We start from the raw sequence: 25945 nt of genomic DNA, 5'->3' as shown, positions 1-25945 counted from the left end.
GAACCCAACTATAAAACCTGAAGCTATAAAACCATCGCTGCAACCCAACCGAAAATGATCAGTGGGATGTTGTAGTGGATGAAGGTTGGAACCACGGTTTGCCAGATGTGCTCGTGTTGTCCATCGGCATTAAGACCAGATGTTGGACCCAGAGTAGAATCTGAAGCCGGAGAACCTGCATCACCCAGTGCTGCTGCAGTACCGACTAGAGCAACGATAGCCATTGGCGAGAAACCAAATGCAGTGGCTAGTGGCACATAGATAGTTGCGATAATTGGGATAGTTGAGAATGAAGAACCAATACCCATAGTCACTAGAAGACCAACAATCAGCATTAATAGTGCCGCTAGAGGCTTGTTGTCACCAATAGAAGTAGACAGAGCTTCAACCAGAGTTTCTACGCCACCTGTCGCTTTCATCACTGCAGCAAAACCTGCCGCTGCAATCATGATGAAGCCAATCATTGCCATCATGTGCACGCCGCGAGTAAACACATCTTGCGTCTCTTTCCACGCAATAACGCCACCAAAGGTAAATACCATAAAGCCCGCTAGTGCACCGATGATCATTGAGCCAGTGTAAAGCTGCACTGAAAGTGCCGCGACGATAGCGACTACAGCAACAAGAATGTGCTTCTTATTAATGTGGCTTGGCTCTGCGTCTACGTGAGTAATCTCAGTTTCTTTATAAGTGCGAGGCTTACGGTAGCTTACAAAGATAGCGACAAGAAGACCGGTGATCATGCCTAGTGCAGGCAACAACATTGCCATTGGTACATCAGAGGCAGTGATGTTCTGAAGGCCATTGTCGTTCAGGTTCTTAAGCAAGATGTTGTTTAGGAATATGCCACCAAAACCAATTGGTAGAATCATGTATGGAGTGACAAGACCAAAGGTCAGCACACACGCAATCATGCGTCGGTCAATGTTTAGCTTTGAGAACACTGCAAGTAGAGGCGGAATAAGAATTGGAATAAATGCAATGTGAACAGGGATAACGTTCTGCGATGACATAGTAATTAGGATAAGAGCAACCAATACACCGTATTTAAGACCGGTAGAGGCTGTGGCATTCTCTTGACCATTGATACGTTTGATAACGCTTTGTGCCAATAGGTCAGTGATGCCTGACTTTGAGATAGCAACTGCAAAGGTACCCAACATAGCGTAGCTAAGAGCGATGGTTGCACCGCCACCTAATCCACCTTCAAAGGCAGCAATGGTGTCGGTAATGTTCATGCCTGCGGAAAGTCCACCAACAATGGCACTGAAAGTTAACGCAACAACGACGTTAACGCGCATCAATGCCAATAGCAGCATGATACAAACGGAAATGACAACGGGATTCATTATACTTCTCTAATTGATTAGTTGTGTTTGTGTTTATTCTTCGTCAAGCATTGGCCAGCCGCCTAGGGCTTTCCATTTGTTGACAATTTTACAAAATAGTTCAGCGGTCTTTTGTGTATCGTAAAGGGCTGAATGTGCCTCTTTATTATCGAACTCGATCTCGGCAGCTTTACATGCTTTGGCTAAAACGGTTTGGCCATAAGCTAGGCCGCTAAGAGTCGCAGTATCGAAAGTGGCAAAGGGGTGAAACGGTACGCGTTTCAATTTGGAGCGTTCACTAGCCTGAGAGACAAAGCCATGATCAAAGGCGGCATTGTGCGCCACGATGATCGCTCGGCTACAACCGGCTTGCTTTTGTTCTTTACGGACCAGTCTATAGATCTCTTTCAGTGCTTCTGATTCTGGGATGGCCCCACGCAACGGGCTGAAAGGGTCACGCATTCCAATAAATTCGAGTGCTTCCTTCTCTAAATTCGCTCCTTCAAATGGTTCTACTTGGAAAGTCAGGGTACTCGCTGGGTGCAAGTCTCCGTTTTCATCCATAGCCAGGGTTACTGCGCATATTTCAAGCAACGCGTCAGTGGAGGCATTAAAACCAGCGGTTTCTACGTCGATAACCACAGGGAAATACCCTCTAAATCGTTTTTTTAGCGTCAAAGCTTCATTTTCTACAGTCATAACAAGCAAAGCATATGGATTAAGGGGAGCATTATTACAGATTCATAAGGTTTTCTAAACCCATACATTAATTTTCCTGAGTCTAAATATGACAAAAGGGCTGTAATTTTCTTTCGACAATTACAGCCCTTGCAAACGTGTTTACTTATCTGAGAGTTGCTTAGCCGTTCAAACCCGCAGACGCATTTTCTCGCTGAATAAGTTCTATCTTGTAACCATCAGGGTCAGTAACAAAGGCAATATGTGTTGAGCCACCTTTTACTGGACCAGGTTCGCGAGTGACGTTACCGCCGGCTGCCTTGATAGCATCGCAAGTGGCATAGATATCTTCATAACCAATAGCCACGTGGCCAAATGCATCGCCAAGATCGTACTCTGTCGTACCCCAGTTGTAGGTCAACTCAATGACGGCGCCTTGTGATTCATCACCAAACCCAACAAAGGCAAGGGTGTATTCGTACTCTTTGTTTTCGTTCTTACGCAATAGCTCCATACCCATTACCTTGGTATAGAACTCAATAGATTTATCTAAATCACCCACGCGAAGCATGGTGTGTAGTACGCGACCTTGAGACATGATTGTTCCTTAATGTATTTGTGAAATGAACCTAAGTATTAATCGATAGCTTTATCTTTGAACTCGCACAAATCTTCTATCATACAGCTGCCACAGCGTGGCTTGCGAGCAATACAGGTGTAACGACCGTGTAGAATTAACCAATGATGTACGTCCAGCTTGAACTCTTTTGGTACTACCTTAAGAAGCTTCTGCTCAACATCATCTACAGTCTTACCCATAGCAAACTTGGTGCGATTAGAAACGCGATAGATATGGGTATCAACCGCAATCGTTGGCCAACCAAATGCAGTATTAAGAACAACGTTAGCCGTCTTTCTGCCAACGCCTGGTAGGGCCTCGAGCGCTTCTCGGTTCTCTGGAACTTCACCACCATGCTGCTCAAGTAAGATCTTACACGTCTTGATGGTGTTTTCTGCTTTTGAGTTAAACAGGCCAATGGTCTTGATGTATTCTTTTAAGCCATCAACGCCAAGATCCAATATTTCTTGCGGTGTATTAGCGATAGGGTAAAGCTTATCTGTTGCCTTGTTAACACTGACATCGGTTGCTTGAGCCGATAATAGTACGGCTATCAGTAATTCAAACGGAGAGCTCCAGTTGAGCTCCGTTTCTGGGTGAGGGTTTTCCTCACGCAATCTTTCAAGTATGAGTCGACGCTTATCTTTATTCATTGAGTCCGTTTTTTAGTTGTTAGTGACACGAGCCCGTTCTATTTGTTTTTTCTCTTGCTTAGGAGCTTGCTGCGCTCGGTAGTTGTCTAGCCAGTTTTTGCCTGCAATCAAGAAACCAACACCGATAAACGCACCTGGTGGAAGCATTGCGAGTAGGAAGTTGCTATCAACGTGATACATCTGAATGCGCAATACACTTGCCCAATCGCCAAGCAGCAAATCCGCACCGTCGAAAAGAGTACCGTTACCGAGGATTTCACGAATGGCCCCTAGAACCACTAGCACAGCGGTCATACCCAGTCCCATCCAAAGACCGTCCAGCACAGCCAGTACAGGTGTATTCTTAGACGCATAGGCTTCGGCGCGACCAATGATAATGCAGTTGGTCACGATCAATGGGATAAAGATGCCTAGAGATAGGTATAAGCCATAGGCGTAGGCATTCATTAGCAATTGAACACAAGTTACCAAAGCCGCAATGATCATCACGAAGATAGGCAAACGGATCTCTTGGGGCACATGGTTGCGAATTAGGGAGACGGTTAGGTTCGAACCGACTAATACCAATAAGGTAGCGATGCCAAGACCCAGTGCATTGGTCACCGTTGCTGATACTGCAAGCAGTGGACAAAGGCCAAGCAATTGCACAAGGGCAGGGTTGTTATCCCAAAGACCGTTCTTTAGTAAAAGTTTTTTCTCTGACATTATTTCACCTCACATTGTGGTGAGCTACTCAAGATCTGTTGCTGATTTTGCGTAAAGTATAGCCCTGTGTTGTAGATGGCCTTCACCACTGCGCGCGGAGTAATCGTTGCGCCAGTAAATTGGTCAAATTGCCCACCGTCTTTACGTACCTTCCAGCTATCTTGATTGTCTGCTGTGATCTCTTTGTTGGCAAACGACAAGATCCAATCCGATACGCGCAAATCAATTTTATCGCCAAGTCCTGGAGTTTCTTGATGTGACAATACGCGAGCCCCTAACACCTTGCCTTGTAGGTCGACACCCACCAACAGACGTATCGTGCCGTTGTAACCATCAGGTGCGATAGTTTCAATGGCAACTGAAGTTGGCTCGCCATCAACAGTAGCGATATAAGCGGGCATGTTTTCTTGTGTGCCTAACGCTTCATTTTGTAAATCGATGCAGCTGGCATAGAGTTCATTGTCGTGCAGGCTCGTTGGGATCACTTGATTAAGCTGTCCTTGCAACTGAGCGATTTGCTGCGCTTTGATTGTATCCTCGGTCAACAGATGGGTAACAGAGACCACACCTGTTGTGATGCAAGCGAACATGGCGAGAACTAAACCGTTTTTTCGTATGGTTTTTAACATGATATTACTTGTGACCGTAGGTTCTAGGTTGTGTGTAGTAGTCGATAAGCGGTACACACATGTTGGCGATAATAACCGCAAAAGCAACGCCGTCAGGGAAGCCGCCAAAGGTGCGAATAATGACGATCAGTGCACCGATTAAGCCACCAAAAATCAGTCGGCCCTTAATGGTTGTCGCAGCAGAAACAGGATCTGTTGCGATAAAGAATGCGCCGAGCATAGTCGCGCCAGAGAACAACTGGAACAGTGGTGAACCTAGCGTGCCTGGGGCAATGATGTAGAGTATCAGGCTAGTTAAGAATACGCCGCCAAGCACACCTGCTGGGATGTACCATTGAATCACGCGCAGCTTAAGCATGATTAATCCGCCAATTAGGAACAAGACGTTAATCCATTCCCACCCGTAGCCTGCGATACCAGAGAATAGAGGACTATTACTGATCTCAGAAAGCGTTTGACCATTCCCAAGCCCAGTTTTCACTGTATCAAGTGGCGTTGCCATGGTGATCCCATCAACCCCGGTACGGATCTGTTGCAGCGACATACCATCAAGGTTGTAACCGCTAAAGATAAGGGATAGGGCATCGGTGGCACCCACAGGTGAGGATGAAATCTGCGCTGGAGTTAGCCAACTGGTCATCTGTACTGGGAACGAAATCAGTAAGACAACGTAAGCCACCATTGCAGGGTTAAAGAGATTTTGTCCCACTCCGCCATAGAGGTGCTTAGCAACCACAATGGCAAAGAATAAGCCTATGACGGTGATCCACCACGGTGAGAGTGGCGGTATGGCGATGGCTAACAAGAGCGCAGTGACGAGTGCGGTATTATCTCGAAGCGCTTGTATTGGAGAGCGACCTCGAGCCAGCATGATGAGGGACTCAAACGTCCACGCTACTAATATAGCGAACAGCACTTGAATTAAGGTGCCAAAACCAAAGAAGTAGGTTTGTGCCAAAATACCCGGTACAGCACACAGTGCCACTAGCAGCATCATAGTCGATAATGAGCGACGCTTTTGAGTATGGGGTGAGCTGGCGATAAAAAATGCCACTAGTTATTCTCCTTTGAGTCACTGCTATCGGCTTGCGCTGCCGCTTTTCTTGCTTTTGCTCGTGCTATCGCGGCAGCAACCGCTGCTTTTTTCGGGTCATCCGATTCAGCTGGTTCGCTAGCTTCAGGCTCATTTTCAGTGGTTTGTTGCTGCTGAGCTTTGCGTGCTTTGGCTCTTGCAATGGCAGCCGCAACCGCCACTTTTTTCGGGTCATCCGATTCAGCTGGTTCTTCAGCTTTTGGCTCAGTATCAGCGGTTTGTTGCTGAGCCTTGCGTGCTTTGGCTCTTGCAATGGCAGCCGCAACCGCCGCTTTTTTCGGGTCATCGGATTCTGCTGATTCGCTAGCTTTTGGCTCAGTATCAGCGGTTTGTTGCTGAGCCTTGCGCGCTTTTGCTCTTGCTACAGCGGCCGCGACAGCTGCTTTTTTCGGGTCGTCAGCTTTAGGCTCAGTATCAGTGGCTTGTTGTTGAGCTTTGCGTGCTTTAGCTCTTGCTACAGCTGCTGCGACCGCAGAATTTTTGGAATCATTCGAATCATCCAAATCTGCTGATTCGATGGTTTGAGACTGTGCACTTGCTTGCGCCGCTTTACGTGCCTTAGCTCGTTCAATGGCCGCTTTCACTGCATCTTGCTTGTCAGTCTTTGCATCGCTAGTTTCTGAGTTTGTTGATGCAAGCTGTTCTTTCTTTGCCTTGGCGCGAGCAATAGCGGCTGCAACAGCATCACTTTTCGTTCCTGCAGCTGTTGGTTGCTGATCCGCTTTTTGTTCGCGACGAAGACGCGCTTCTTCCTTGCGCTGTTCACGCAATTTGCGCATCTCAGAATTATCTGGCTCAGTCGCGTTTTCTGACTGTGCTTCGGCTTGCTTCGCTTTAGCTCTAGCAATAGCGGCAGCAACGGCAGGTTTAGGACCTTCAGTCTTTTTCTGCTTAACGCGTTCTATTGCCGCAGCAATGGCATCATCACCGCCTTCGGTTTTCATTTGACTGCGGCGTTTTTCTGCGGCGATCTTGTACTTCTGTTCGCGCTCAATTTTATCGCGCTCTAGGCGCTCTTTTCGTTGTTCAAAACGAACCTTAGCGCGTTCAGCGGCTTCGGCTTCAGCGGCTTGAATCCTGATTTCGGTCTTAGATTGACGGAAGTAGTTCACCAATGGGATGTTGCTCGGGCACACATAGGCACAAGCACCACATTCGATACAATCCTTAACCTTGTATTCTTCGCATTTTTCTAGGTCTTTGTCTTTCGAGTACCAATACATTTGCTGTGGTAGCAGTGAGGCAGGGCAAGCCTCTGCACATTGACCACAACGAATACAAGCCATTTCATCGGCTGTGAACTCTAGCTCTCTTTTCGCAGGGGCTAAGATACAGTTGCTGGTTTTCGTGATAGGCACCTGAGTGTGAGGCAGGGTAAAGCCCATCATTGGACCGCCCATGATCACCGACTGTTTCTTCCAAGGAGAAAAGTGGGCTTGTTCAAGTAACGACTGCACTGGAGTACCAATTGGCACCCATAAGTTCTGCGCTTGGCTGACACTGCCACCTGTCATAGTCACAACACGTTCAATCAAAGGCTCGCCATCGATGACCGCGCGTTTTACAGCAAAAGCAGAACCCACGTTTTGCACCATGATGCCGATGTCAGCAGGCAGACCGCTTGAAGGCACTTCTTTGTCGGTTAATACCTTGATCAGCTGGCGCTCACCACCGGATGGGTATTTGGTCGGGATAACGCGAATGACGATATCGTGGTTCTCTCCAGCCTTATTAAGGGCTTGGATGGCTTCCGGTTTGTTGTCTTCAATGCCAATAATGCACAGCTTAGGTTTTAAGATGTGACTTAAAATCTCAATGCCTTGGATAACCTGCTCTGCGTATTCACGCATCAGGCTATCATCGGCAGTAATGTAAGGTTCACATTCAGCAGCATTGATGATCAAAATATCAGTACGACTAAAACCAGATTGCAGCTTTCTTGCGGTTGGGAAGCCTGCGCCGCCCATACCTGATATCCCCGCTTGGCGGATGACATTGACCAGCTCTTCCGCGCTTAGTTCTTGGTAGTTGGTGATACCACTATGCTCAATCCAGGTATCTTTCTGATCCGGTTTGATAACGATTGAAAGCTCAGGCAATCCAGATGGGTGACAACCTGTTCTTGGCTCAATGGCTGTGACAACACCTGAGGTAGACGCGTGCACTGGCAAGCTTAAGCTGGTGTGGTACTGAGTCAGAGGTTGGCCTTTCAAAACCGAGTCTCCCACCCTGACCAGTAGATCACCTTCTTTACCAATGTGTTGCTTGACTGGGATGACTATCTCATTCGCAATATTAGCTCGCCCGATTTTATGGGTGAGTGATTGTGCTTTGTGTTCTGGCGGATGAATGCCTCCAGGGAAGTCCCAGAGATGGCCAGAGCGAATTTGTTCAATAAGTGACAGCATTGGTGGTTATGAGTTCTCAGTTGTTGTGCTTGGCACATTGGTATCTACATTAACTACTGGAATGGTATCAAGTTGCCATTTCCAGGTGTCCGGTGTGGCTTTAACCGGAATCATTTCAATACATTCAGTCGGGCAGGGTGATACACAGAGATCACAGCCAGTGCATTGATCGGCAATGATGGTGTGCATGGCCTTTGTTCCGCCAACGATGGCGTCCACTGGGCACGCTTGAATACACTTAGTACAGCCAATGCACATGTCTTCGTGGATGAAGGCGACTTTCTTTACATTGTCGGAAAGATCGTGTGCCGAATCGGGTACATCAACCCCCATAAGATCTGCCAGTTTTTGAATTGTGGCTTCACCACCTGGAGGGCATTTGTTGATTGCATCACCGTTAGCAATCGCTTCAGCATATGGGCGACAGCCAGGATAGCCACATTGGCCACATTGTGTCTGTGGCAAAATGGAGTCAACTTGTTCAACGATAGGATCGGCTTCTACTTTGAAGCGAATCGAGGCGAAGCCAAGCAATCCGCCAAATAGAGCGGCAAGGGCAACGAGGGCGACAATGGAGATTAAGATAACTTCCATTAGATCTTCACCAAGCCAGTAAAGCCCATAAAGGCAAGCGCCATTAAGCCAGCGGTAATCATCGCAATGGAGGCGCCTCTAAAAGGCACCGGAACATCTGAAGCTGCAATACGTTCGCGCATTGAAGCAAACAGGATCAATACCATGGAGAAACCGACGGCTGCGCCAAATCCGTAGATGATGGATTCAACAAAGCTGTGATTTTCGTTTACATTGAGCAGTGCTACGCCCAATACGGCACAGTTTGTGGTGATCAATGGGATAAAAATGCCGAGCAGGCGGTATAGCGTAGGGCTGGTTTTGTGCACCACCATCTCAGTAAATTGAACCACGACCGCAATCACCAAAATGAAACTCATGGTTCTTAGATATTCGATGCCAAGCGGCTGTAGTAGATAGGTTTCTACTAAATACGCACACACTGACGCCAAGGTCAGAACAAAGGTTGTCGCTAGCCCCATACCTATCGCAGTCTCTAATTTTTTAGAGACTCCCATAAACGGACATAAGCCTAAGAATTTCACTAGCACAAAGTTGTTGACCAGCACTGTACCAATCAACAACAAAAGATATTCGGTCATACCAATTTTTTACTCACCCAGATCGAGCTGAACATTATCCTAATTTGTCAGGTATTTAACAACACAACATCTATAGGGATTTAGAACATTTGTAGAAAATATAGCCGTTTATACGCAGTTCTTTTCAAATTGAGTGCATAAAAGTGGGCTGTAACGTCTGATAACGTCGTTTGTTTTTGGTTTTGTGGTTGTTTATGGGGACTAAGGTTGCGAATTTGGGTGGGGAATGACTCGGTTTCGCCCTTGTTCATATTGGCAGTGCCAGATCAGAACCGTCATTGCCGAGGTCTCTTATCGGCAACCTTTAAGTTGGTACGTACTGAGATTCCCGCTAACAACATGCGGGAATGACGGGCTTTTACTTTTGTGCACGTTGATAGCGCTAGTTCAGGATTGTCATTGCCGAGGTCTCTTATCGGCAATCTTTGAGTTGGTGCGTACTTAGATTCCCGCTAACGACATGCGGGAATGACGGGCTTTTCACCTTTGTGCATCTTGGCAGCACCAGCTCAGAACTGTCATTGCCGAGGTCTCTTATCGGCAACCTTTAAGTTGGTACGTACTTAGATTCCCGCTAACAACATGCGGGAATGATGGGTTTTTTACCTTTGTGCGCATGCCCAACGCTAAATACGTCATTGCCGAGGTCTCTTATCGGCAATCTTTGAGTTAGTACGTACTTAGATTCCCGCTAACAACATGCGGGAATGATGGGCTTTTTACTCTTGTGCGCACGCCCAACGCTAAAGACGTCATTGCCGAGGTCTCTTATCGGCAATCTTTAAGTTGGTACGTACTGAGATTCCCGCTAACAACATGCGGGAATGACGGGCTTTTTACTCTTGTGCGCACGCCCAACGCTAAAGACGTCATTGCCGAGGTCTTTTATCGGCAATCTTTAGGTTAGTACGTACTTAGATTCGCGCTAACGACATGTGGGAATGACAGACTTTTTACTCTTGTGCGCACGCCCAACGCTAAATACGTCATTGCCGAGGTCTCTTATCGGCAATCTTTGAGTTAGTGCGTGCTTAGATTCCCGCTAACAACATGCGGGAATGACGGGCTTTTTACTTTTGTGCGCACGCCCAACGCTAAATACGTCATTGCCGAGGTCTCTTATCGGCAATCTTTGAGTTAGTGCGTGCTTAGATTCCCGCTAACAACATGCGGGAATGACGGGCTTTTTACTCTTGTGCGCACGCCCAACGCTAAAGACGTCATTGCCGAGGTCTTTTATCGGCAATCTTTAGGTTAGTACGTACTTAGATTCCCGCTAACGACATGCGGGAATGACGGTTATTTTTGGGCTGTGGTGCAAAATGCAGACGAAAAAAAACCGCATCATTTTCATGATACGGTTTCTTCGAAATTTGGCTCCCCCTGCAAGACTTGTACGGGCCGGCCATCCGGTTGTGACATATCCATCGTTCACAAAGTGCAGACGAAAAAAAACCGCATCATTTTCATGATACGGTTTCTTCAAAATTTGGCTCCCCCTGCAAGACTTGTACGGGCCGGCCATCCGGTTGTGACATATCCATCGTTCACAAAGTGCAGGTGAAAAAAAACCGCAATACTTTCGTAGTGCGGTTTTTTAATAATTTGGCTCCCCCTGCAAGACTTGTACGGGCCGGCCATCCGGTTGCGACATATCCATCGTTCACAAAGTGCAGACGAAAAAAAACCGCATCATTTTCATGATACGGTTTCTTCGAAATTTGGCCCCCCTGCAAGACTTGTACGGGCCGGCCATCCGGTTGCGACATATCTACCGTTCACAAAGTGCAGACGTAAAAAAACCGCAATACTTTCGTAATGCGGTTTCTCTGAATTTGGCTCCCCCTGCAAGACTGGAACGGGCCGGCCATCCGGTTGCGACATATCTACCGTTCACAAAATGCAGACGTAAAAAAACCGCATCATTTTCATGATACGGTTTCTTCGAAATTTGGCTCCCCCTGCAAGACTTGTACGGGCCGGCCATCCGGTTGTGACATATCTACCGTTCACAAAGTGCAGACGTAAAAAAACCGCAATACTTTCGTAATGCGGTTTCTTAAGAATTTGGCTCCCCCTGCAAGACTTGAACTTGCGACATACGGATTAACAGTCCGCCGTTCTACCAACTGAACTAAGGGGGAATTGCTCTAAAGCGAGGCGAATATTACTGAGAAGGCTTATCTCTGTCAACATTAAATCTGAAGATTTATAGGAAAAATTACGCGACTCGTGTTGTGGATAATGTTGAGGCCAGTCGTATTAAGGCTTGATGACAGTTATCCACTGAATTTGTGGATAAGTATGTTGATGAGATCGGGGTAATTTTATTTTGTTAACATGCTGATAACTTGGTCTAGTGCAGTTATCTACCGTAAGTGCAGATAATACAAGGTGTTGTACGAGAAATATGTGCTATAACAAGATTTGAGAGGTGTTTCGAGGTTGTTTAAAAAATAAACAGAAAGTTAACGATTGACTAAATTTTGGGGAAAAGCTGTGAGTTAAATAGATGTTACAATAAGAGGGGTTTTCTTGCAGGGGAGAAGAATATAGCAAATGTTAAAATCGAGTGCTAGCACTATTGGTGATAAAATTGATATAAATACCCATAAAGATAATTTAGGTGAAGGTAACCCATTGTGGATGAAGAAAAAAGCATCAAAACGTTTGATTTGGTTTCGAGCTATCAGCCCGCGGGAGATCAGCCCACAGCCATCAAACAATTGCTTGATGGATTGGATAGTGGTCTAGCCCACCAAACTTTATTGGGTGTGACTGGCTCGGGTAAAACCTTTTCGCTGGCGAATGTTATCGCCGAGGCGCAGCGTCCGGCTATTATTTTGGCACCGAACAAGACCTTAGCTGCTCAATTGTATGGGGAGATGAAAGCCTTCTTTCCTAACAATGCCGTTGAGTACTTTGTTTCGTATTACGATTACTATCAACCTGAAGCGTACGTTCCGACTACTGACACCTTTATTGAGAAAGACTCTTCGGTGAATGCCCATATTGAACAAATGAGGCTGTCAGCGACAAAAGCACTGCTAGAGCGAAAAGATGCCATCATTGTGGCGTCCGTTTCGGCTATTTACGGACTGGGTGATCCTGAGTCTTATCTTAAAATGATGTTACACGTTAGGCGTGGCGATGTGTTGGATCAAAGAGATATCCTACGCCGTCTTGCAGAATTACAGTATTCAAGAAACGATGTGGCATTTGAGCGTGGACAGTTCCGCGTTCGAGGTGAGGTGATTGATATCTATCCCGCTGAATCAGAGCATGATGCGGTGCGCATTGAGATGTTTGATGACGAGATAGATTGCATCAGTATTTTCGATCCACTAACAGGTTCAGTGATCCAAAGAGATCTACCTCGGTTTACCATCTATCCGAAAACCCACTACGTCACACCGCGTGATCGCATGCTGGAAGCGATAGAGAAGATTAAAGACGAGCTCGTTGATCGTAAGAAATACTTGCTTGATAACAATAAATTACTTGAAGAACAGCGCATCAGTCAGCGTACTCAGTTTGATATCGAAATGATGAACGAACTTGGATTTTGCTCAGGGGTAGAAAACTATTCAAGGCACCTTAGTGGCCGTGAAGAGGGTGAACCGCCACCAACCTTGTTTGATTACCTTCCTGCGGATGGTTTGTTAGTTATCGATGAGTCACACGTGACGGTTCCGCAGATTGGCGCTATGTACAAAGGTGACCGTTCTCGTAAAGAGACCTTAGTCGAGTTTGGCTTTCGTTTGCCGTCAGCCCTTGATAACCGTCCATTAAAATTTGATGAGTTTGAAGCTTTAGCCCCTCAAACTATCTTTGTTTCGGCAACGCCGAGTGATTATGAAAAAGAGATGTCCGGCAGTGATATTGCTGAGCAGGTGGTTCGTCCTACAGGTTTACTAGACCCTGAGATTGAGGTGCGCCCTGTAGGTACTCAGGTCGATGACTTGCTATCAGAGATACGCATTCGAAGCGTTAAAGATGAAAGAGTGTTGGTGACGACACTCACCAAGCGTATGGCTGAGGATTTAACGGAATACCTGACTGAGCATGATGTTAAGGTTCGTTATTTGCACTCGGATGTAGATACTGTAGAGCGTGTCGAGATAATTCGAGACCTGCGTTTAGGTGAGTTTGATGTGCTGGTGGGCATTAACTTGCTTCGAGAGGGCTTGGATATGCCTGAGGTATCGCTGGTGGCGATTCTCGATGCTGATAAAGAAGGCTTCCTTCGCTCAGAGCGCTCGCTGATTCAGACCATAGGTCGTGCCGCACGTAACCTTGAAGGTAAGGCTATCTTGTATGGTGATCGCATTACCAAGTCGATGGCCAAAGCGATAGGCGAAACAGAGCGTCGACGCTTGAAGCAGCACCAGTACAATGAAGATAATGGTATCCAGCCGCAAGCTCTGAAGAAAAGCATCAAAGATATTATGGAGCTGGGGAGTGTTGCTAAAGCTGGAGGCAATAAGAAGTCGAAAGCTGTGCCATTATCGAAAGTGGCGGAAAGCGATGAGCAATATAAGACTTTGTCACCGCAAGAATTAGAGAAGCTTATACTTAAGCTAGAAAACGAGATGTACCAGCATGCTCAGAATCTTGAGTTTGAGCAAGCCGCTGCCAAACGAGATCAAATGGAAGAGTACCGAAGGCAATTCATCGCCAACAGCTAGGAGTTAGGTTTAACAGCGAATGTCAAAAAATAAAATAGCAAACAAGCAGTTAAGATTGTTGATGGTAGAGGACACGCTCTCAGTGGCGACCTTATACCAGACCTATCTATCAACATTGAATTTGGATATTCAAATCGTTTCTAGTGGTGAGGCGGCATTAGCACATCTAGAGCAGCAGCCCATCGATCTTATGCTGCTGGACTTACGCCTGCCTGATATGACAGGAATGGACGTACTGAAAAAGGTGCGGGCAAGAGCACCTAAGGTCCCGGTTATCTTCATGACAGCACATGGCTCTATCGAGGTTGCCGTTGAGGCAATGAGAGCCGGTGCTCATGATTTTTTGATTAAGCCATGTGAGGCGGATCAGCTCCGCATTACAGTATCTAAAGCCATACACCAAACTCAAAATGGCAAGCACGATGTTCTTGGCGAGATAAACCAATATCAAGGCTTTATTGGCTCTAGCGCTAGCATGCAAAAAGTCTATAAGACCATAGACTCGGCCGCATCTAGTAAGGCGAGTATCTTTATTACTGGCGAGAGCGGAACAGGTAAAGAGGTGTGTGCTGAAGCTATCCACTCTGTGAGCAATCGAAGTACTGAACCCTTTATTGCGCTGAACTGTGCCGCTATTCCTAAAGACCTGATTGAAAGTGAGCTGTTTGGTCATGTAAAAGGCGCCTTTACTGGGGCTGCAACGGATCGAAAAGGGGCAGCAGAGTTGGCTGATGGTGGCACCTTATTTTTGGATGAATTGTGTGAGATGGATTTGGACTTACAAACCAAGTTACTGCGCTTTATTCAGACCGGTACCTATCAAAAAGTCGGTTCATCAAAGCTCAGTGCAGTCGATGTGCGTTTTGTGTGTGCGACCAACAAAGACCCTTGGCAAGAAGTGAAAAGAGGGCGTTTTCGTGAGGATCTTTATTACCGTCTTTACGTTATCCCATTGCATCTGCCACCTCTAAGAGACAGAGGGGATGACATTGTCGAGATTGCCTACTCTTTGTTAGGTTTTACTTCCCTTGAAGAGAGTAAGCAGTTTGGCAAATTCAACGAAGAGGTGCTTCGTCACTTCGTTGCCTATCCTTGGCCGGGGAATGTGCGCCAGTTGCAAAATGTAATTCGTAATATTGTGGTTCTAAACGAAGGCGAAGAGGTGAAAATGGACATGCTACCTTCACCCTTAGATAGATTCAGAGTGGCTTCCTATTCCGAAGAGGTTATCGATCAGTTCATAGACCCTGAGCAAAATGACGACAGCAAAAAGATCGTGCCGTTGGCGTTAGTGGAGCGCAGAACCATAGAAAGAGCCATAGAACTGTGTGGTGGCAGTATACCTGCCGCCGCTACTGAACTGGATGTCAGTGCATCAACACTCTACAGAAAACTAGAAAAATGGGAGAAAGGGCGTGGATGAACTAAATCTGTTGCAAAGCGATAAGATTACTAGCTTACGTGCTCAGGTGGGCGAGGAAGCCATGCCTGTATTACTGGATATCTTCAAGCAAGAGCTTCAGCAATACATTGGTCAAATTGAAGGCGTAGCTGCTAGCGAAGAGAATAGAGAGATGATTGCTCGTACCTGTCACGCGATAAAAGGCAGTGCGCCGAGTTTTGGTGCTGCCTTACTCTCAGAAAAGGCCACCGAAATGGACGCCTTTTACAAACAACAGCAGCTGCAAGATTTTGACAGTCAATGCGACGAGCTAATCGCACTATTGCGACGCACAGTGTTTAAGTTGGACCAATTACAAGCCCAACTTCATTAGATACCAGTTACAGCTGCTCTAAAACCGCTTGGCGCAGTTTCTCGCGATCGTGACGCCAGCCTCTATTCATTGAGGCAAGATCGCGGGTAGCTATGTTCCATTTATCTTCCAATTCTGGATGCGGAACGTCGCCCAATACCACGTCGATTTTGCGCCCCTGACAAGCACGCTCAATCCAATTCAGTTTTTGCCTTAAATCCATGCGACCCGCCGGGCCAAATTCAGGGCTCAGGTTTTCAATTAGTATTACCTTTGCGTTGGTATTGGCCTTAATGGCTTTGCCGATTTCCGGTAATAACAGAGGTGGCATGATACTGGTTAAAAAGCTGCCCGGTCCCAAAATGATCACATCGGCTTGCTTGATGGCATCAACCGACTCGCAAATAGCAGGGACTTCAGGGTCGAGATCAAGCCTTAACAGATCTTCTTCCATTTCATCTACGCTGGTTTCACCCTTTACCCAACTGCCCTTAGTGGATAAGGCGCGTAAGTCTGAAGGGTGCTCGGTCATCGGCAAGATATTGACATCCACCTTAAGTAACTCGCGGACCAAATTGATGGCCTCTAGTGGCCTAACCGAGAGATTATCCATAGCGGTGAGAATTAGATTACCTAGATTATGACCATCGAGCTCGCCAGCCCCGCGAAAGCGATATTCAAACATCATTGAACTGATAGAGGGCTCTGTAATTAACTGGTTGATACAGTTGCGCGTATCACCCCATGCAATGCCGCCTTGGCAGTAACGAATACGCCCGGTAGAACCGCCATTATCTGTGGTGGTGACTATGCCGGTTGCATTGCTTCCAAAATCTTTTAAAGCCGCCAAAATACGACCAAGACCATGCCCGCCACCGATGGCGACGACTTTTTTAGATGAGTAAATTTCCACGCTAATCGCTTATTTTCCTTAGAAATACTGGGCAAATGTACCCGAATCTTTAGATTAGACCAAATTTACCGCGAATGAACTTGATTAAGCGCGCCTTTTGTAACATTCATCTTGGCAAAAGTTACTGCATTCCTTTAGGCTTTAGCATTCGCCTGCGAAAAATGGTTTATACTGTAGGTGTAAAACTCCGAGTCTCCTTCACTAAGTTTGACGCTGTGTTCCCGAAAGCGAACGTTTGGGCAGAACAATATGTGATTTAGGCCGTGGCATTTCGCCACCAGGGTTGCTCTAGAAATGGAGTTGCCTCCCGTATTTAGGAAAGGTGTTTTGTGACGCAACAATTCGAAGATAGTTTTCATCGCAAGTTTTATTACTTGCGACTTTCAGTTACCGACGTGTGTAACTTTAAGTGCAATTATTGCTTGCCGGATGGGTATCATCCAGAGGCGAGTAAACGCCCCCCATTTATCACTCTCCCTGAGATACAGCGTGTAGTGAGAGCGTTCGCCCATTGCGGTACGACTAAGGTTCGTATCACTGGTGGCGAACCAACTTTGCGTAGAGATTTCACGGATATCGTGCACAGCGTTGCCGAGACCCCGGGCATCGACAAAATCGCAACCACCACCAACGGTTATCGTATGGCTAAGCAAGTTTCCGATTGGAAAGAGGCTGGGCTTACGCATATCAACGTTAGCCTAGACAGCCTTGATCCCAAGCAATTTCATCAGATTACGGGTCAAAACCGTTTTCATGATGTTATGGCGGGTATCGATCGCGCCTTTGAGGTGGGATACGAGCAGGTCAAAGTGAATGTGGTGTTACTCAAAGACCTCAACAGCCAACAACTGCCGCAATTCCTAAGCTGGATCAAAGATAAGCCTATCCAATTGCGTTTTATCGAACTGATGAAAACCGGCGAAATGGATGAGCTGTTTGATAAGCGCCATGTTTCTGGGGTCGCAATACGAAATCAACTGATAGCCAATGGTTGGCTCTTAAAGCTTCGAGAAGTGAATGATGGGCCAGCCCAGGTATTTGTCCACCCGGATTACAAGGGTGAGATCGGCCTTATCATGCCATACGAAAAAGGCTTCTGTTCAACCTGTAACAGGCTGCGTGTATCAGCGATGGGTAAATTGCACCTTTGCCTATTTGGTGAAGAGGGCTTAGAGCTTCGCGATCTGATGCAAAAAGATGAGCAAGAAGAGGCTTTGATTGCTCGTATATCGCAGGGTTTACAAACCAAAGATATCAGCCACCATCTTGATCAAAATAATCCAGGAGCGACACCGCACCTGGCATCGATCGGCGGCTAATCTTCGTCACACTATTAATTTACAACAAACAGTACATAGGAATTGAGAGAAATGGGACACGCTCATAATGATTTTACGCCGGCTAGTATTGCCGTATTGACTGTATCAGACACTCGCACTGAAGAAACCGATACCAGTGGTGGTTACCTAGCAGACCAGGTAAAAGAAGCAGGTCATAAATTAGCGGACAAACAAATCGTTATTGATGATGTTTATAAAATTCGCGCTATCGTCTCTAAATGGATTGCCGATGAAAATGTTGATGCCATTTTAGTCACCGGTGGCACAGGCTTTACTGCTAGAGACTTTACACCTGAAGCATTAGCGCCACTTTTTGATAAGCAAGTTGAAGGGTTTGGTGAGCTATTCCGCGCTGTTTCATACGAAGAGATTGGTACTTCAACTATTCAATCACGCGCTTTGGGCGGTTTTGCAAATCGTACGGTTATCTTGGCAATGCCAGGCTCAACAGGTGCTTGCAGAACAGCGTGGACTCGCATCATCAAAGACCAATTAGATTCTCGCCATAAGCCATGTAACTTCATGCCGCATATTGGGATGTAAGCAACGATGAGTGAATTAACCCATATTAACCAAAGCGGTGAAGCGAATATGGTCGATGTGTCTGCCAAAGCAGACACTGTGCGTGAGGCGAGAGCAGAAGCGATCGTCACCATGTCAGAGCAGACCCTCGCATTGATTTTGAGTGGTGACCATCATAAAGGTGATGTGTTTGCTACCGCGCGCATCGCGGGTATTCAAGCCGCGAAGAAGACATGGGATCTTATCCCCCTTTGCCACCCCTTGTTGCTGTCTAAGGTTGAGGTTCAATTGACCCCAATAAAAGAGACCAATCAGGTGCGTATTGAGTCAACTTGTAAGCTTGCGGGTAAGACAGGTGTTGAAATGGAAGCCCTAACAGCGGCCTCTGTTGCAGCCTTAACCATCTACGACATGTGTAAAGCGGTACAAAAAGACATCGTGATTTCTCAGGTTAGATTGCTTGAAAAGACCGGTGGTAAATCAGGTCATTTTGAGGCGGCGTTATGATCAAGGTCGTTTTTTTTGCTCAGGTGAGAGAGCTTGTTGGTGAAGATGAAGTTACTATCGACAGTACGTCTACCTCGGTAGACGCTATCAGACAGCAACTTATTGAACGTGGTGATAAGTGGGCTTTAGCATTAGAGTCAGGAAAGCTGTTAGCTGCAGTTAATCACACTATGGTTCCATTAGACTCGACCGTTAAGTCGGGCGATGAAGTGGCCTTCTTCCCTCCGGTAACAGGAGGTTAATGTGGATAAGGTACTGGTTCAAGAGCAAGATTTTGACTTAGGTGAAGAATATGCCTTGTTGTCTGAGTCTTCCTCTATCGGCGCTGTAGTTACATTTGTTGGAAAAGTACGAGATTTTAACCTCGGTGATGACGTTATTGGCTTGAACTTACAACATTACCCGGTCATGACCGAGAAGGCACTGCACGAGATTTGTAGCGAAGCACGCAGTCGTTGGCCTTTAGATAGGGTCACCATCATACATCGCGTTGGTGACTTAGATATCGCCGACCAGATTGTGTTGGTGGGGGTGTCTAGTGCACACAGAGATGCTGCGTTTGCGGGTTGTGAGTTCATTATGGACTTTCTGAAAACCAAAGCACCATTTTGGAAAAAAGAACGTCTTAAAGGCTCTTCAAGATGGTTGGATTCGAGAGAATCTGATCAAATTTCTATGAAACGTTGGTCATAATCTTGCAGAATTCACCTGTGTGACAATGATCACAAAAATAGTGAAACCTAAAGCCCCTTATTTCAGAGGGGCTTTTTTGATCTAGATCATAAGTATTTAGCTGTTTTTATATCTTTATGATTTTTAAATGCCAAGCCAAAAGTGAAAAACTTAAAGGGTTGGTTTTCATTTGGTGCATTTTAGGTTGCTGACTTGTTAAGTAATCCCTTGTTAAGTTTGAAGTGGATCACTAAATTGTGATAATTCATGTAACAAAGTGTTTTTCATTAAAAAATTGCAGGTTAGATCACTGAACTTTTTCGCTAAATCCAAATTTAGTTCTGGAAAATTGACCTAGGCAGGAATTTAGCAATTGCGTGAATACATTTTTATGGCAAAAACTTTCAAGGATGGTAACTTTGTTTCCAATCTTTATGGTCTTTTAGCTTTTTAAGTTTCTTTCTGGATACAAAGTGACTTAAAAACAACGGCTTGAAGTCAGAATAAAGAGTTCATGGATGCAACGATATAATAACTGGAGTTTATTGCATGTATAAAAATAAGATCACCCAAGCTCTAATCCTTGGAGCGGGCCTAGCTGCGGCAACCACCTCTTTCGCTACTCTTGCTGCTAACGTTCCTGCAGGTACTGAGCTTGCTCCCGTACAGGAACTGGTTCGTGGTAACGGTACAGAGGTTGCTTCGATCGACCCGCATAAAACTGAAGGTGTTCCTGAGTCTCACGTTATTCGTGACCTACTTGAAGGCCTAGTAAACCAAGATGCAGACGGCAACACTATCCCTGGTGTAGCTGAGTCTTGGGAAACGACAGACAACAAAACGTTCACTTTCAACCTTCGCAAAGATGCTAAATGGTCAAATGGCGACCCTGTAACAGCTGAAGACTTCGTTTACAGCTTCAAGCGTGCCGTTGATCCAAACACTGCTTCTCCGTACTCATGGTACCTAGAGATGACCACTATGGTTAACGCAGACGAGATCATTGCTGGTAAGAAAGACAAAGAAACTCTAGGTGTTAAAGCTCTTGATGAGCACACTCTAGAAATTCAACTAGAACAAGCTGTTCCATACTTCGTCAAGATGATGGGTCACACCACTGTTAAGCCAGTTCACCGTGGAACTGTTGAGAAGTTTGGTGACCAATGGACTAAGCCTGAAAACTTCGTTGGTAACGGCGCATTCGTTATGGACAAGTGGGTAGTGAACGAGCGTATCGAGCTAGTTCGTAGCACTAACTACTGGGACAACGAAAACACAGTTCTTAACAAGGTAACCTTCCTACCAGTTGAGAACCAAGTTGCTGAAATGAACCGCTTCCTATCTGGCGAGATTCAAATCACTAACGAACTGCCTATCGAGCACTTTAAACGCCTGAAGAAAGAACACCCAGAGTCTGTAGATGTTAAGGGTAACCTATGTTCTTACTACTACGGCTTTAACAATAAGAAAGCACCATTTGATGACGTTCGCGTTCGTGAAGCACTGTCTTACACTATCGACCGTAACGTAATCGCGAACCTAATCCTAGGACAAGGTCAAAAGCCAGCTTACTTCCTAACTCCTGAAATCACAGCGGGCTTCAACCCTGAGCTTCCAGAGTACGGCAAGATGACTCAAAAAGAACGTAATGCTAAAGCGAAAGAGCTTCTAGCTGAAGCGGGCTTTGATAAGAGCAACCCTCTAACGTTCACACTGCTTTACAACACATCTGAAAACCACAAGAAGATTGCTACAGCAGTACAATCTATGTGGGCTAAAGACCTAGGTGTTAAAGTAACGCTTGAGAACCAAGAGTGGAAAACTTACCTAGATACACGCCGTCAAGGTAACTTTGACGTGACTCGTGCGGGTTGGTGTGGCGACTACAACGAAGCATCAAGCTTCCTATCGCTAATGCAATCTAACAACAGCTCGAACGATCCTAAGTACCACAGCGAAGCTTACGATGCACTAATGGCGAAAGCTATGGCTGCTACCAGCGATGCTGAGCGTGAAGCAATTTACGTAGAAGCTGAAAAGCAACTTGCTAAAGATATGCCTATCGCGCCTATCTACCAGTACGTTACTTCTCGTCTAGTTTCAGAGAAAGTGGGCGGCTACCCAAGCAACAACGCAGAAGACAAGCTGTTCTCTAAAGATATGTACATCATTAAGTAATTCCTACTTAAAACAATAATAACTATGAAAGACACTGCATGTGGAAACACATGCAGCGTCTAATTTTTTGTCACAGACTGGATGGATGAGTTTATGCTTAAATTCATTATGAAACGGATTTTTGAAGCAATACCAACCTTGTTGGTGTTGATTACCGTGTCTTTCTTCCTGATGCGCTTTGCGCCAGGTAACCCATTTTCAAGTGAGCGCCCACTTCCTCCAGAAGTAATGGCGAACATTAATGCTAAATATGGTTTAGATAAGCCTGTATTTGAACAATACACGACTTACCTAACCAATATCTTATCGGGTGATTTTGGCCCATCATTCAAATACAAAGACTTCACCGTAAATGAACTGGTCGCTAACGCGCTACCTGTATCGGCTAAAGTGGGCTTTCTTGCCTTTATCTTTACCGTCATTATGGGGGTCACAGTCGGCACCATAGCCGCACTACGGCAGAACAGTTGGCTCGATTACGGAATAATGGCCACCGCCATGCTCGGGGTGGTAATGCCATCCTTCGTGTTGGCACCCGTATTGATTTACCTATTCTCTATCAACCTTGGCTGGCTACCTGCTGGTGGTTGGAACGACGGCTCATTCCAGTATATGGCTTTGCCAATCATAGGTATGTCGCTGCTATACGTTGCTACCTTTGCACGTATTACTCGTGGCTCAATGATTGAGACGCTAAACAGTAACTTCATTCGTACCGCTCGCGCGAAGGGTCTTAGCTACCGTTACATCATCATCAAGCACGCACTTAAGCCAGCCTTGCTTCCTGTGGTTTCGTACATGGGACCTGCTTTCGTAGGTATCATCACCGGTTCGGTTGTTATCGAGACCATCTTTGGTCTACCGGGCATCGGTAAGTTGTTTGTCAACGCAGCATTTAACCGCGATTACTCTCTAGTAATGGGTATTACCATTCTGATTGGTTTCTTGTTCATTCTGTTTAACGCCGTGGTCGATATCTTGCTTGCAGTCATCGATCCTAAGATTCGCTACTAACAAGGACTAACAACATGTTGATTAAAAAAGAAAACCTTGAAGCGGTCGAAAAGTTGTCTGAGAACCTCGAGATCGAAGGTCGCTCATTATGGCAAGATGCCCGCGTGCGCTTTATGCGAAATAAAGCGGCGATGGTAAGCCTAGTTATATTGGTTCTGATTACACTGGCAGTTATCTTCCTGCCAATGATGGCTGAGTTTGCCTATGATGATACCGATTGGTATGCATTGCATTCAGCACCTTCTGCAGAACATATCTTTGGTACAGACAGCCTAGGTCGAGACCTATACGTTCGTACTCTTATCGGTGGCCGTATCTCGCTAATGGTGGGTGTACTTGGTGCATTGGTTGCGGTATTGATTGGTACCTTATACGGCGCTACATCGGGCTTTATCGGTGGTCGTACTGACCGCATCATGATGCGTATCCTAGAGATCCTGTACGCGGTTCCATTTATGTTCCTAGTTATCGTACTAGTGACCTTCTTTGGCCGTAACATTGTCCTTATCTTCGTTGCTATCGGTGCCATTGCATGGCTTGATATGGCGCGTATCGTACGTGGTCAGACATTGAGCCTGCGTAGTAAAGAGTTCATTGAAGCTGCCCACGTCAGTGGCGTGAGCAATTGGAAGATCATTACTCGCCACATCGTACCCAACGTTCTAGGTATCGTAGCGGTTTACTCAACGCTGCTAGTACCAAGCATGATCCTTACTGAGTCGTTCCTGTCGTTCCTTGGCCTTGGTGTTCAAGAACCGATGACAAGCTGGGGTGCACTACTGCAAGAAGGTGCTAACACAATGGAAGTTGCTATCTGGCAATTGATGTTCCCAGCCGCCTTCATGGTAGTTACTCTGTTCTGCTTTAACTACGTTGGCGATGGCCTTCGTGACGCGCTTGATCCTAAAGACAGATAAGAATAATAAGGAATAGGGTAATGACGAATAAATTACTAGACGTAAAAGACCTGAGAGTAGAGTTTACTACTCAAGATGGCATCGTTACTGCGGTAAACGATCTTAACTTCTCACTAGAGCCGGGCGAAACGCTAGGCATCGTTGGTGAGTCTGGCTCAGGTAAATCACAAACTGTATTTGCCATTATGGGCCTACTGGCAAAGAACGGCATTATCTCAGGTAGTGCTAAGTTTGAAGGTCGTGAGGTCTTAAACCTGCCAGAGAAAGAACTGAACAAGGTTCGCGCTGAACAAATCGCGATGATCTTCCAAGACCCAATGACCTCTCTGAACCCTTACATGAAGGTAAGTGATCAGTTGATGGAAGTGCTTATGCTGCACAAAGGCATGGGTAAAGCACAGGCGTTTGAAGAATCAGTACGCATGCTTGAAGCGGTTAAAATCCCAGAAGCACGCAAGCGTATCACTATGTACCCTCATGAGTTCTCAGGCGGTATGCGTCAGCGTGTAATGATTGCGATGGCATTGCTATGTCGTCCAAAGCTACTAATTGCCGATGAGCCGACCACGGCATTGGACGTAACGGTTCAGGCCCAGATCATGGACCTACTTAACGAGCTGAAGTCAGAATTTGATACCTCAATCATCATGATTACGCACGACCTTGGTGTTGTTGCGGGTTCTTGTGACAAGGTATTGGTGATGTATGCAGGACGTACTATGGAGTATGGTTCAGTGGATGAAATCTTCTATGAGCCAAGCCACCCGTATGCTGAAGGCCTACTAAAAGCAATTCCTCGCTTGGATACCGAAGGTGAAATTCTACCGACTATCCCAGGAAATCCACCAAACCTACTTAAGCTGCCACCGGGTTGTCCTTACCAAGATCGTTGTCACCGTGTGACGGATCGCTGTATGAGCGAAACGCCTATCCTGACACCATTTGGTACAGACCGCCAACGCGCATGTTTTTCTGATCACGAGGCTTGGACACGATGAACGCACCTTTTATTGAAGACAAAAAACTGATGCTGGATGTGAAAGAGCTAAAGGTTCACTTCCAGATTGCTTCTAAGTCGGCATGGCCTTGGAGCAAACCTACACCACTGAAAGCAGTAGATGGCGTGAACGTGCGCTTATACGAAGGCGAAACACTGGGCGTAGTAGGCGAATCAGGCTGTGGTAAATCAACCTTTGCACGTGCTGTTATTGGTTTGGTTGAAGCAACTGAGGGCGAAGTGGTTTGGTTGGGTCAAGACCTGACCAAGATGAAAGACATTCAACGTCGCGAAACACGTAAAGACATCCAGATGATCTTCCAGGATCCCCTGGCGTCACTTAACCCACGTATGACTGTCGGCGACATCATTGCTGAGCCTTTGCAAACCTTCTACCCGAAGCTAAGCAAAGATGAAGTGAAGCAAGAAGTTAAGAAGATGATGGACAAGGTAGGCCTGCTACCTAACGTTATCAACCGCTACCCACACGAGTTCTCGGGTGGTCAATGTCAGCGTATTGGTATCGCTCGTGCATTGATTCTTAAGCCTAAGATGATCATCTGTGATGAGCCTGTATCAGCGCTAGACGTTTCTATCCAGGCACAGGTAGTCAACCTTCTTAAAGAGCTTCAGAAAGAATTTGGCTTGAGCCTAGTGTTCATTGCACATGACCTTTCTGTGGTTAAGCACATCTCAGACCGCGTTCTCGTTATGTACCTAGGTAACGCAGTAGAGTTGGGTGAATCTAAGGCATTGTTCGCACATCCTAAACACCCTTACACACGCGCCTTGATGTCAGCGGTACCTATCCCTGACCCTAAGCTAGAGCGTGCAAAGAAGATTGAGATGCTAGAAGGCGACTTACCGTCACCGATGAACCCGCCATCAGGTTGTGTGTTCAGAACTCGTTGTCCGGTTGCGACAGAAGAGTGTGCTAAGAAAAAACCCGTACTAGAAGGTGATGATGTGCACGCAGTGTCGTGCTTCCATTCATACTAATTCTTTCCGCCTGTGACAGGCTTGAGCGTGTTGTGTATGCAGCACGCTCTTTTTTTTTGGAAAAATTCTTGCAGAGTTAACGGTGGCTCCGTACTAAAAGCAGATAACTGTCATGCTGGAAAATACGAAGTATTTATCCAGTATCTTGGAGGGTGC

24 protein-coding genes, 1 tRNA gene and 1 riboswitch are annotated in these 25945 nt (G+C 46.2%); of the genes, 13 read left to right on the top strand and 12 right to left on the bottom strand.

From position 1 onward, the window contains the following. Window positions 1-23 precede the first annotated feature (23 nt). The 11 genes from OCU35_RS09260 to OCU35_RS09210 all read right to left on the bottom strand — a co-directional run bounded on the left by OCU35_RS09260 (window position 24) and on the right by OCU35_RS09210 (window position 11432). Window positions 24-1349 (bottom strand): Na+/H+ antiporter family protein, encoded by a 1326-nt coding sequence (locus OCU35_RS09260; RefSeq protein ID WP_065598935.1) that lies wholly within the window; start codon window positions 1347-1349, stop codon window positions 24-26. A gap of 33 nt (window positions 1350-1382) precedes the next feature. Then, window positions 1383-2027, bottom strand: a complete 645-nt coding sequence (rnt, locus tag OCU35_RS09255) for a ribonuclease T (RefSeq protein WP_102367126.1) — start codon at window positions 2025-2027, stop codon at window positions 1383-1385. Window positions 2028-2187: 160 nt separating this feature from the next. Next, on the bottom strand, window positions 2188-2604 hold the full coding sequence (gloA, locus tag OCU35_RS09250; RefSeq protein WP_017027028.1) for a lactoylglutathione lyase: 417 nt from the start codon (window positions 2602-2604) through the stop codon (window positions 2188-2190). 38 nt (window positions 2605-2642) lie between these two features. After that, on the bottom strand, window positions 2643-3278 hold the full coding sequence (gene nth, locus OCU35_RS09245) for an endonuclease III (protein WP_261825244.1): 636 nt from the start codon (window positions 3276-3278) through the stop codon (window positions 2643-2645). A 12-nt stretch (window positions 3279-3290) separates the two neighbouring features. Then, entirely contained in the window at window positions 3291-3983 is a 693-nt protein-coding gene (locus tag OCU35_RS09240) for an electron transport complex subunit E (protein WP_261825243.1), read from the bottom strand. Further along, window positions 3983-4612, bottom strand: coding sequence for an electron transport complex subunit RsxG (gene rsxG, locus OCU35_RS09235; RefSeq protein ID WP_065209627.1), 630 nt, complete (start codon window positions 4610-4612; stop codon window positions 3983-3985). The genes OCU35_RS09240 and rsxG overlap by 1 nt, the downstream gene beginning before the upstream one ends. Window positions 4613-4616: 4 nt before the next feature. Continuing rightward, window positions 4617-5666 (bottom strand): electron transport complex subunit RsxD, encoded by a 1050-nt coding sequence (gene rsxD, locus OCU35_RS09230; RefSeq protein ID WP_102367128.1) that lies wholly within the window; start codon window positions 5664-5666, stop codon window positions 4617-4619. Beyond that, on the bottom strand, window positions 5666-8113 hold the full coding sequence (gene rsxC / locus OCU35_RS09225; protein ID WP_261825242.1) for an electron transport complex subunit RsxC: 2448 nt from the start codon (window positions 8111-8113) through the stop codon (window positions 5666-5668). The genes rsxD and rsxC overlap by 1 nt, the downstream gene beginning before the upstream one ends. 6 nt (window positions 8114-8119) lie before the next feature. Next, complete coding sequence (gene rsxB, locus OCU35_RS09220) at window positions 8120-8707, bottom strand: electron transport complex subunit RsxB (RefSeq protein ID WP_017027034.1); 588 nt, start codon at window positions 8705-8707, stop codon at window positions 8120-8122. Continuing rightward, on the bottom strand, window positions 8707-9288 hold the full coding sequence (gene rsxA, locus OCU35_RS09215) for an electron transport complex subunit RsxA (RefSeq protein WP_065209629.1): 582 nt from the start codon (window positions 9286-9288) through the stop codon (window positions 8707-8709). The genes rsxB and rsxA overlap by 1 nt, the downstream gene beginning before the upstream one ends. Before the next feature lie 2068 nt (window positions 9289-11356). Then, a tRNA-Asn gene (locus tag OCU35_RS09210) sits at window positions 11357-11432 on the bottom strand. 516 nt (window positions 11433-11948) lie between these two features. On the opposite strand from OCU35_RS09210, the gene uvrB reads away from it, so the two are divergent. Genes uvrB through OCU35_RS09195 form a run of 3 tightly spaced genes read left to right on the top strand, consistent with a single transcriptional unit; the run spans window position 11949 to window position 15751 of the window. Further along, window positions 11949-13976: an excinuclease ABC subunit UvrB gene (uvrB, locus tag OCU35_RS09205; RefSeq protein ID WP_261825916.1), complete on the top strand. Its 2028-nt coding sequence runs from the start codon at window positions 11949-11951 to the stop codon at window positions 13974-13976. A 19-nt stretch (window positions 13977-13995) separates the two neighbouring features. After that, on the top strand, window positions 13996-15399 hold the full coding sequence (gene luxO, locus OCU35_RS09200) for a quorum-sensing sigma-54 dependent transcriptional regulator LuxO (RefSeq protein ID WP_017029753.1): 1404 nt from the start codon (window positions 13996-13998) through the stop codon (window positions 15397-15399). Continuing rightward, entirely contained in the window at window positions 15392-15751 is a 360-nt protein-coding gene (locus tag OCU35_RS09195; protein ID WP_017029752.1) for an Hpt domain-containing protein, read from the top strand. Before luxO ends, OCU35_RS09195 begins: the two co-directional genes overlap by 8 nt. A 7-nt stretch (window positions 15752-15758) precedes the next feature. Here OCU35_RS09195 and yvcK read toward each other — a convergent pair whose 3' ends face one another. Further along, window positions 15759-16643 (bottom strand): uridine diphosphate-N-acetylglucosamine-binding protein YvcK, encoded by an 885-nt coding sequence (gene yvcK / locus OCU35_RS09190; protein WP_017031047.1) that lies wholly within the window; start codon window positions 16641-16643, stop codon window positions 15759-15761. Between the two features lie 173 nt (window positions 16644-16816). After that, a riboswitch (molybdenum cofactor riboswitch) is annotated at window positions 16817-16984 on the top strand. On the opposite strand from yvcK, the gene moaA reads away from it, so the two are divergent. The 10 genes from moaA to oppF all read left to right on the top strand — a co-directional run bounded on the left by moaA (window position 16973) and on the right by oppF (window position 25789). After that, entirely contained in the window at window positions 16973-17962 is a 990-nt protein-coding gene (gene moaA, locus OCU35_RS09185) for a GTP 3',8-cyclase MoaA (protein ID WP_261825241.1), read from the top strand. Its footprint overlaps the riboswitch before it by 12 nt. A gap of 51 nt (window positions 17963-18013) precedes the next feature. Next, window positions 18014-18526, top strand: a complete 513-nt coding sequence (moaB, locus tag OCU35_RS09180) for a molybdenum cofactor biosynthesis protein B (RefSeq protein ID WP_017029749.1) — start codon at window positions 18014-18016, stop codon at window positions 18524-18526. 6 nt (window positions 18527-18532) lie between these two features. Next, window positions 18533-19012, top strand: a complete 480-nt coding sequence (moaC, locus tag OCU35_RS09175) for a cyclic pyranopterin monophosphate synthase MoaC (protein WP_017029748.1) — start codon at window positions 18533-18535, stop codon at window positions 19010-19012. Continuing rightward, the gene (gene moaD / locus OCU35_RS09170; protein ID WP_017031046.1) at window positions 19009-19254 is read left to right on the top strand and encodes a molybdopterin synthase sulfur carrier subunit; all 246 of its coding nucleotides are present in this window, start codon (window positions 19009-19011) and stop codon (window positions 19252-19254) included. The genes moaC and moaD overlap by 4 nt, the downstream gene beginning before the upstream one ends. A 1-nt stretch (window position 19255) precedes the next feature. After that, window positions 19256-19705: a molybdopterin synthase catalytic subunit MoaE gene (moaE, locus tag OCU35_RS09165; RefSeq protein WP_017031045.1), complete on the top strand. Its 450-nt coding sequence runs from the start codon at window positions 19256-19258 to the stop codon at window positions 19703-19705. A 528-nt stretch (window positions 19706-20233) separates the two neighbouring features. After that, entirely contained in the window at window positions 20234-21862 is a 1629-nt protein-coding gene (locus tag OCU35_RS09160) for an ABC transporter substrate-binding protein (RefSeq protein ID WP_261825240.1), read from the top strand. A gap of 93 nt (window positions 21863-21955) precedes the next feature. Then, window positions 21956-22876 carry an oligopeptide ABC transporter permease OppB gene (gene oppB / locus OCU35_RS09155; RefSeq protein ID WP_017029744.1) on the top strand — a complete coding sequence of 307 codons (921 nt, stop codon included), beginning with the start codon at window positions 21956-21958 and terminating at the stop codon, window positions 22874-22876. A 14-nt stretch (window positions 22877-22890) separates the two neighbouring features. Next, window positions 22891-23793, top strand: coding sequence for an oligopeptide ABC transporter permease OppC (oppC, locus tag OCU35_RS09150; RefSeq protein WP_017031043.1), 903 nt, complete (start codon window positions 22891-22893; stop codon window positions 23791-23793). A gap of 20 nt (window positions 23794-23813) precedes the next feature. Continuing rightward, window positions 23814-24791 carry an ABC transporter ATP-binding protein gene (gene oppD, locus OCU35_RS09145; protein ID WP_261825239.1) on the top strand — a complete coding sequence of 326 codons (978 nt, stop codon included), beginning with the start codon at window positions 23814-23816 and terminating at the stop codon, window positions 24789-24791. Further along, a complete protein-coding gene (gene oppF / locus OCU35_RS09140; protein ID WP_017031041.1) occupies window positions 24788-25789 on the top strand; it encodes a murein tripeptide/oligopeptide ABC transporter ATP binding protein OppF in 1002 nt (333 codons plus the stop codon). The genes oppD and oppF overlap by 4 nt, the downstream gene beginning before the upstream one ends. The last annotated feature ends 156 nt before the right edge of the window (window positions 25790-25945 follow it).

It is taken from the genome of Vibrio breoganii (genome assembly GCF_024346795.1).
Classification (GTDB): Bacteria; Pseudomonadota; Gammaproteobacteria; order Enterobacterales; family Vibrionaceae; genus Vibrio; species Vibrio breoganii.
The sequence above is the reverse complement of the archived record's forward strand: the minus strand, read 5'-3'. Positions and strand labels throughout refer to the sequence as shown.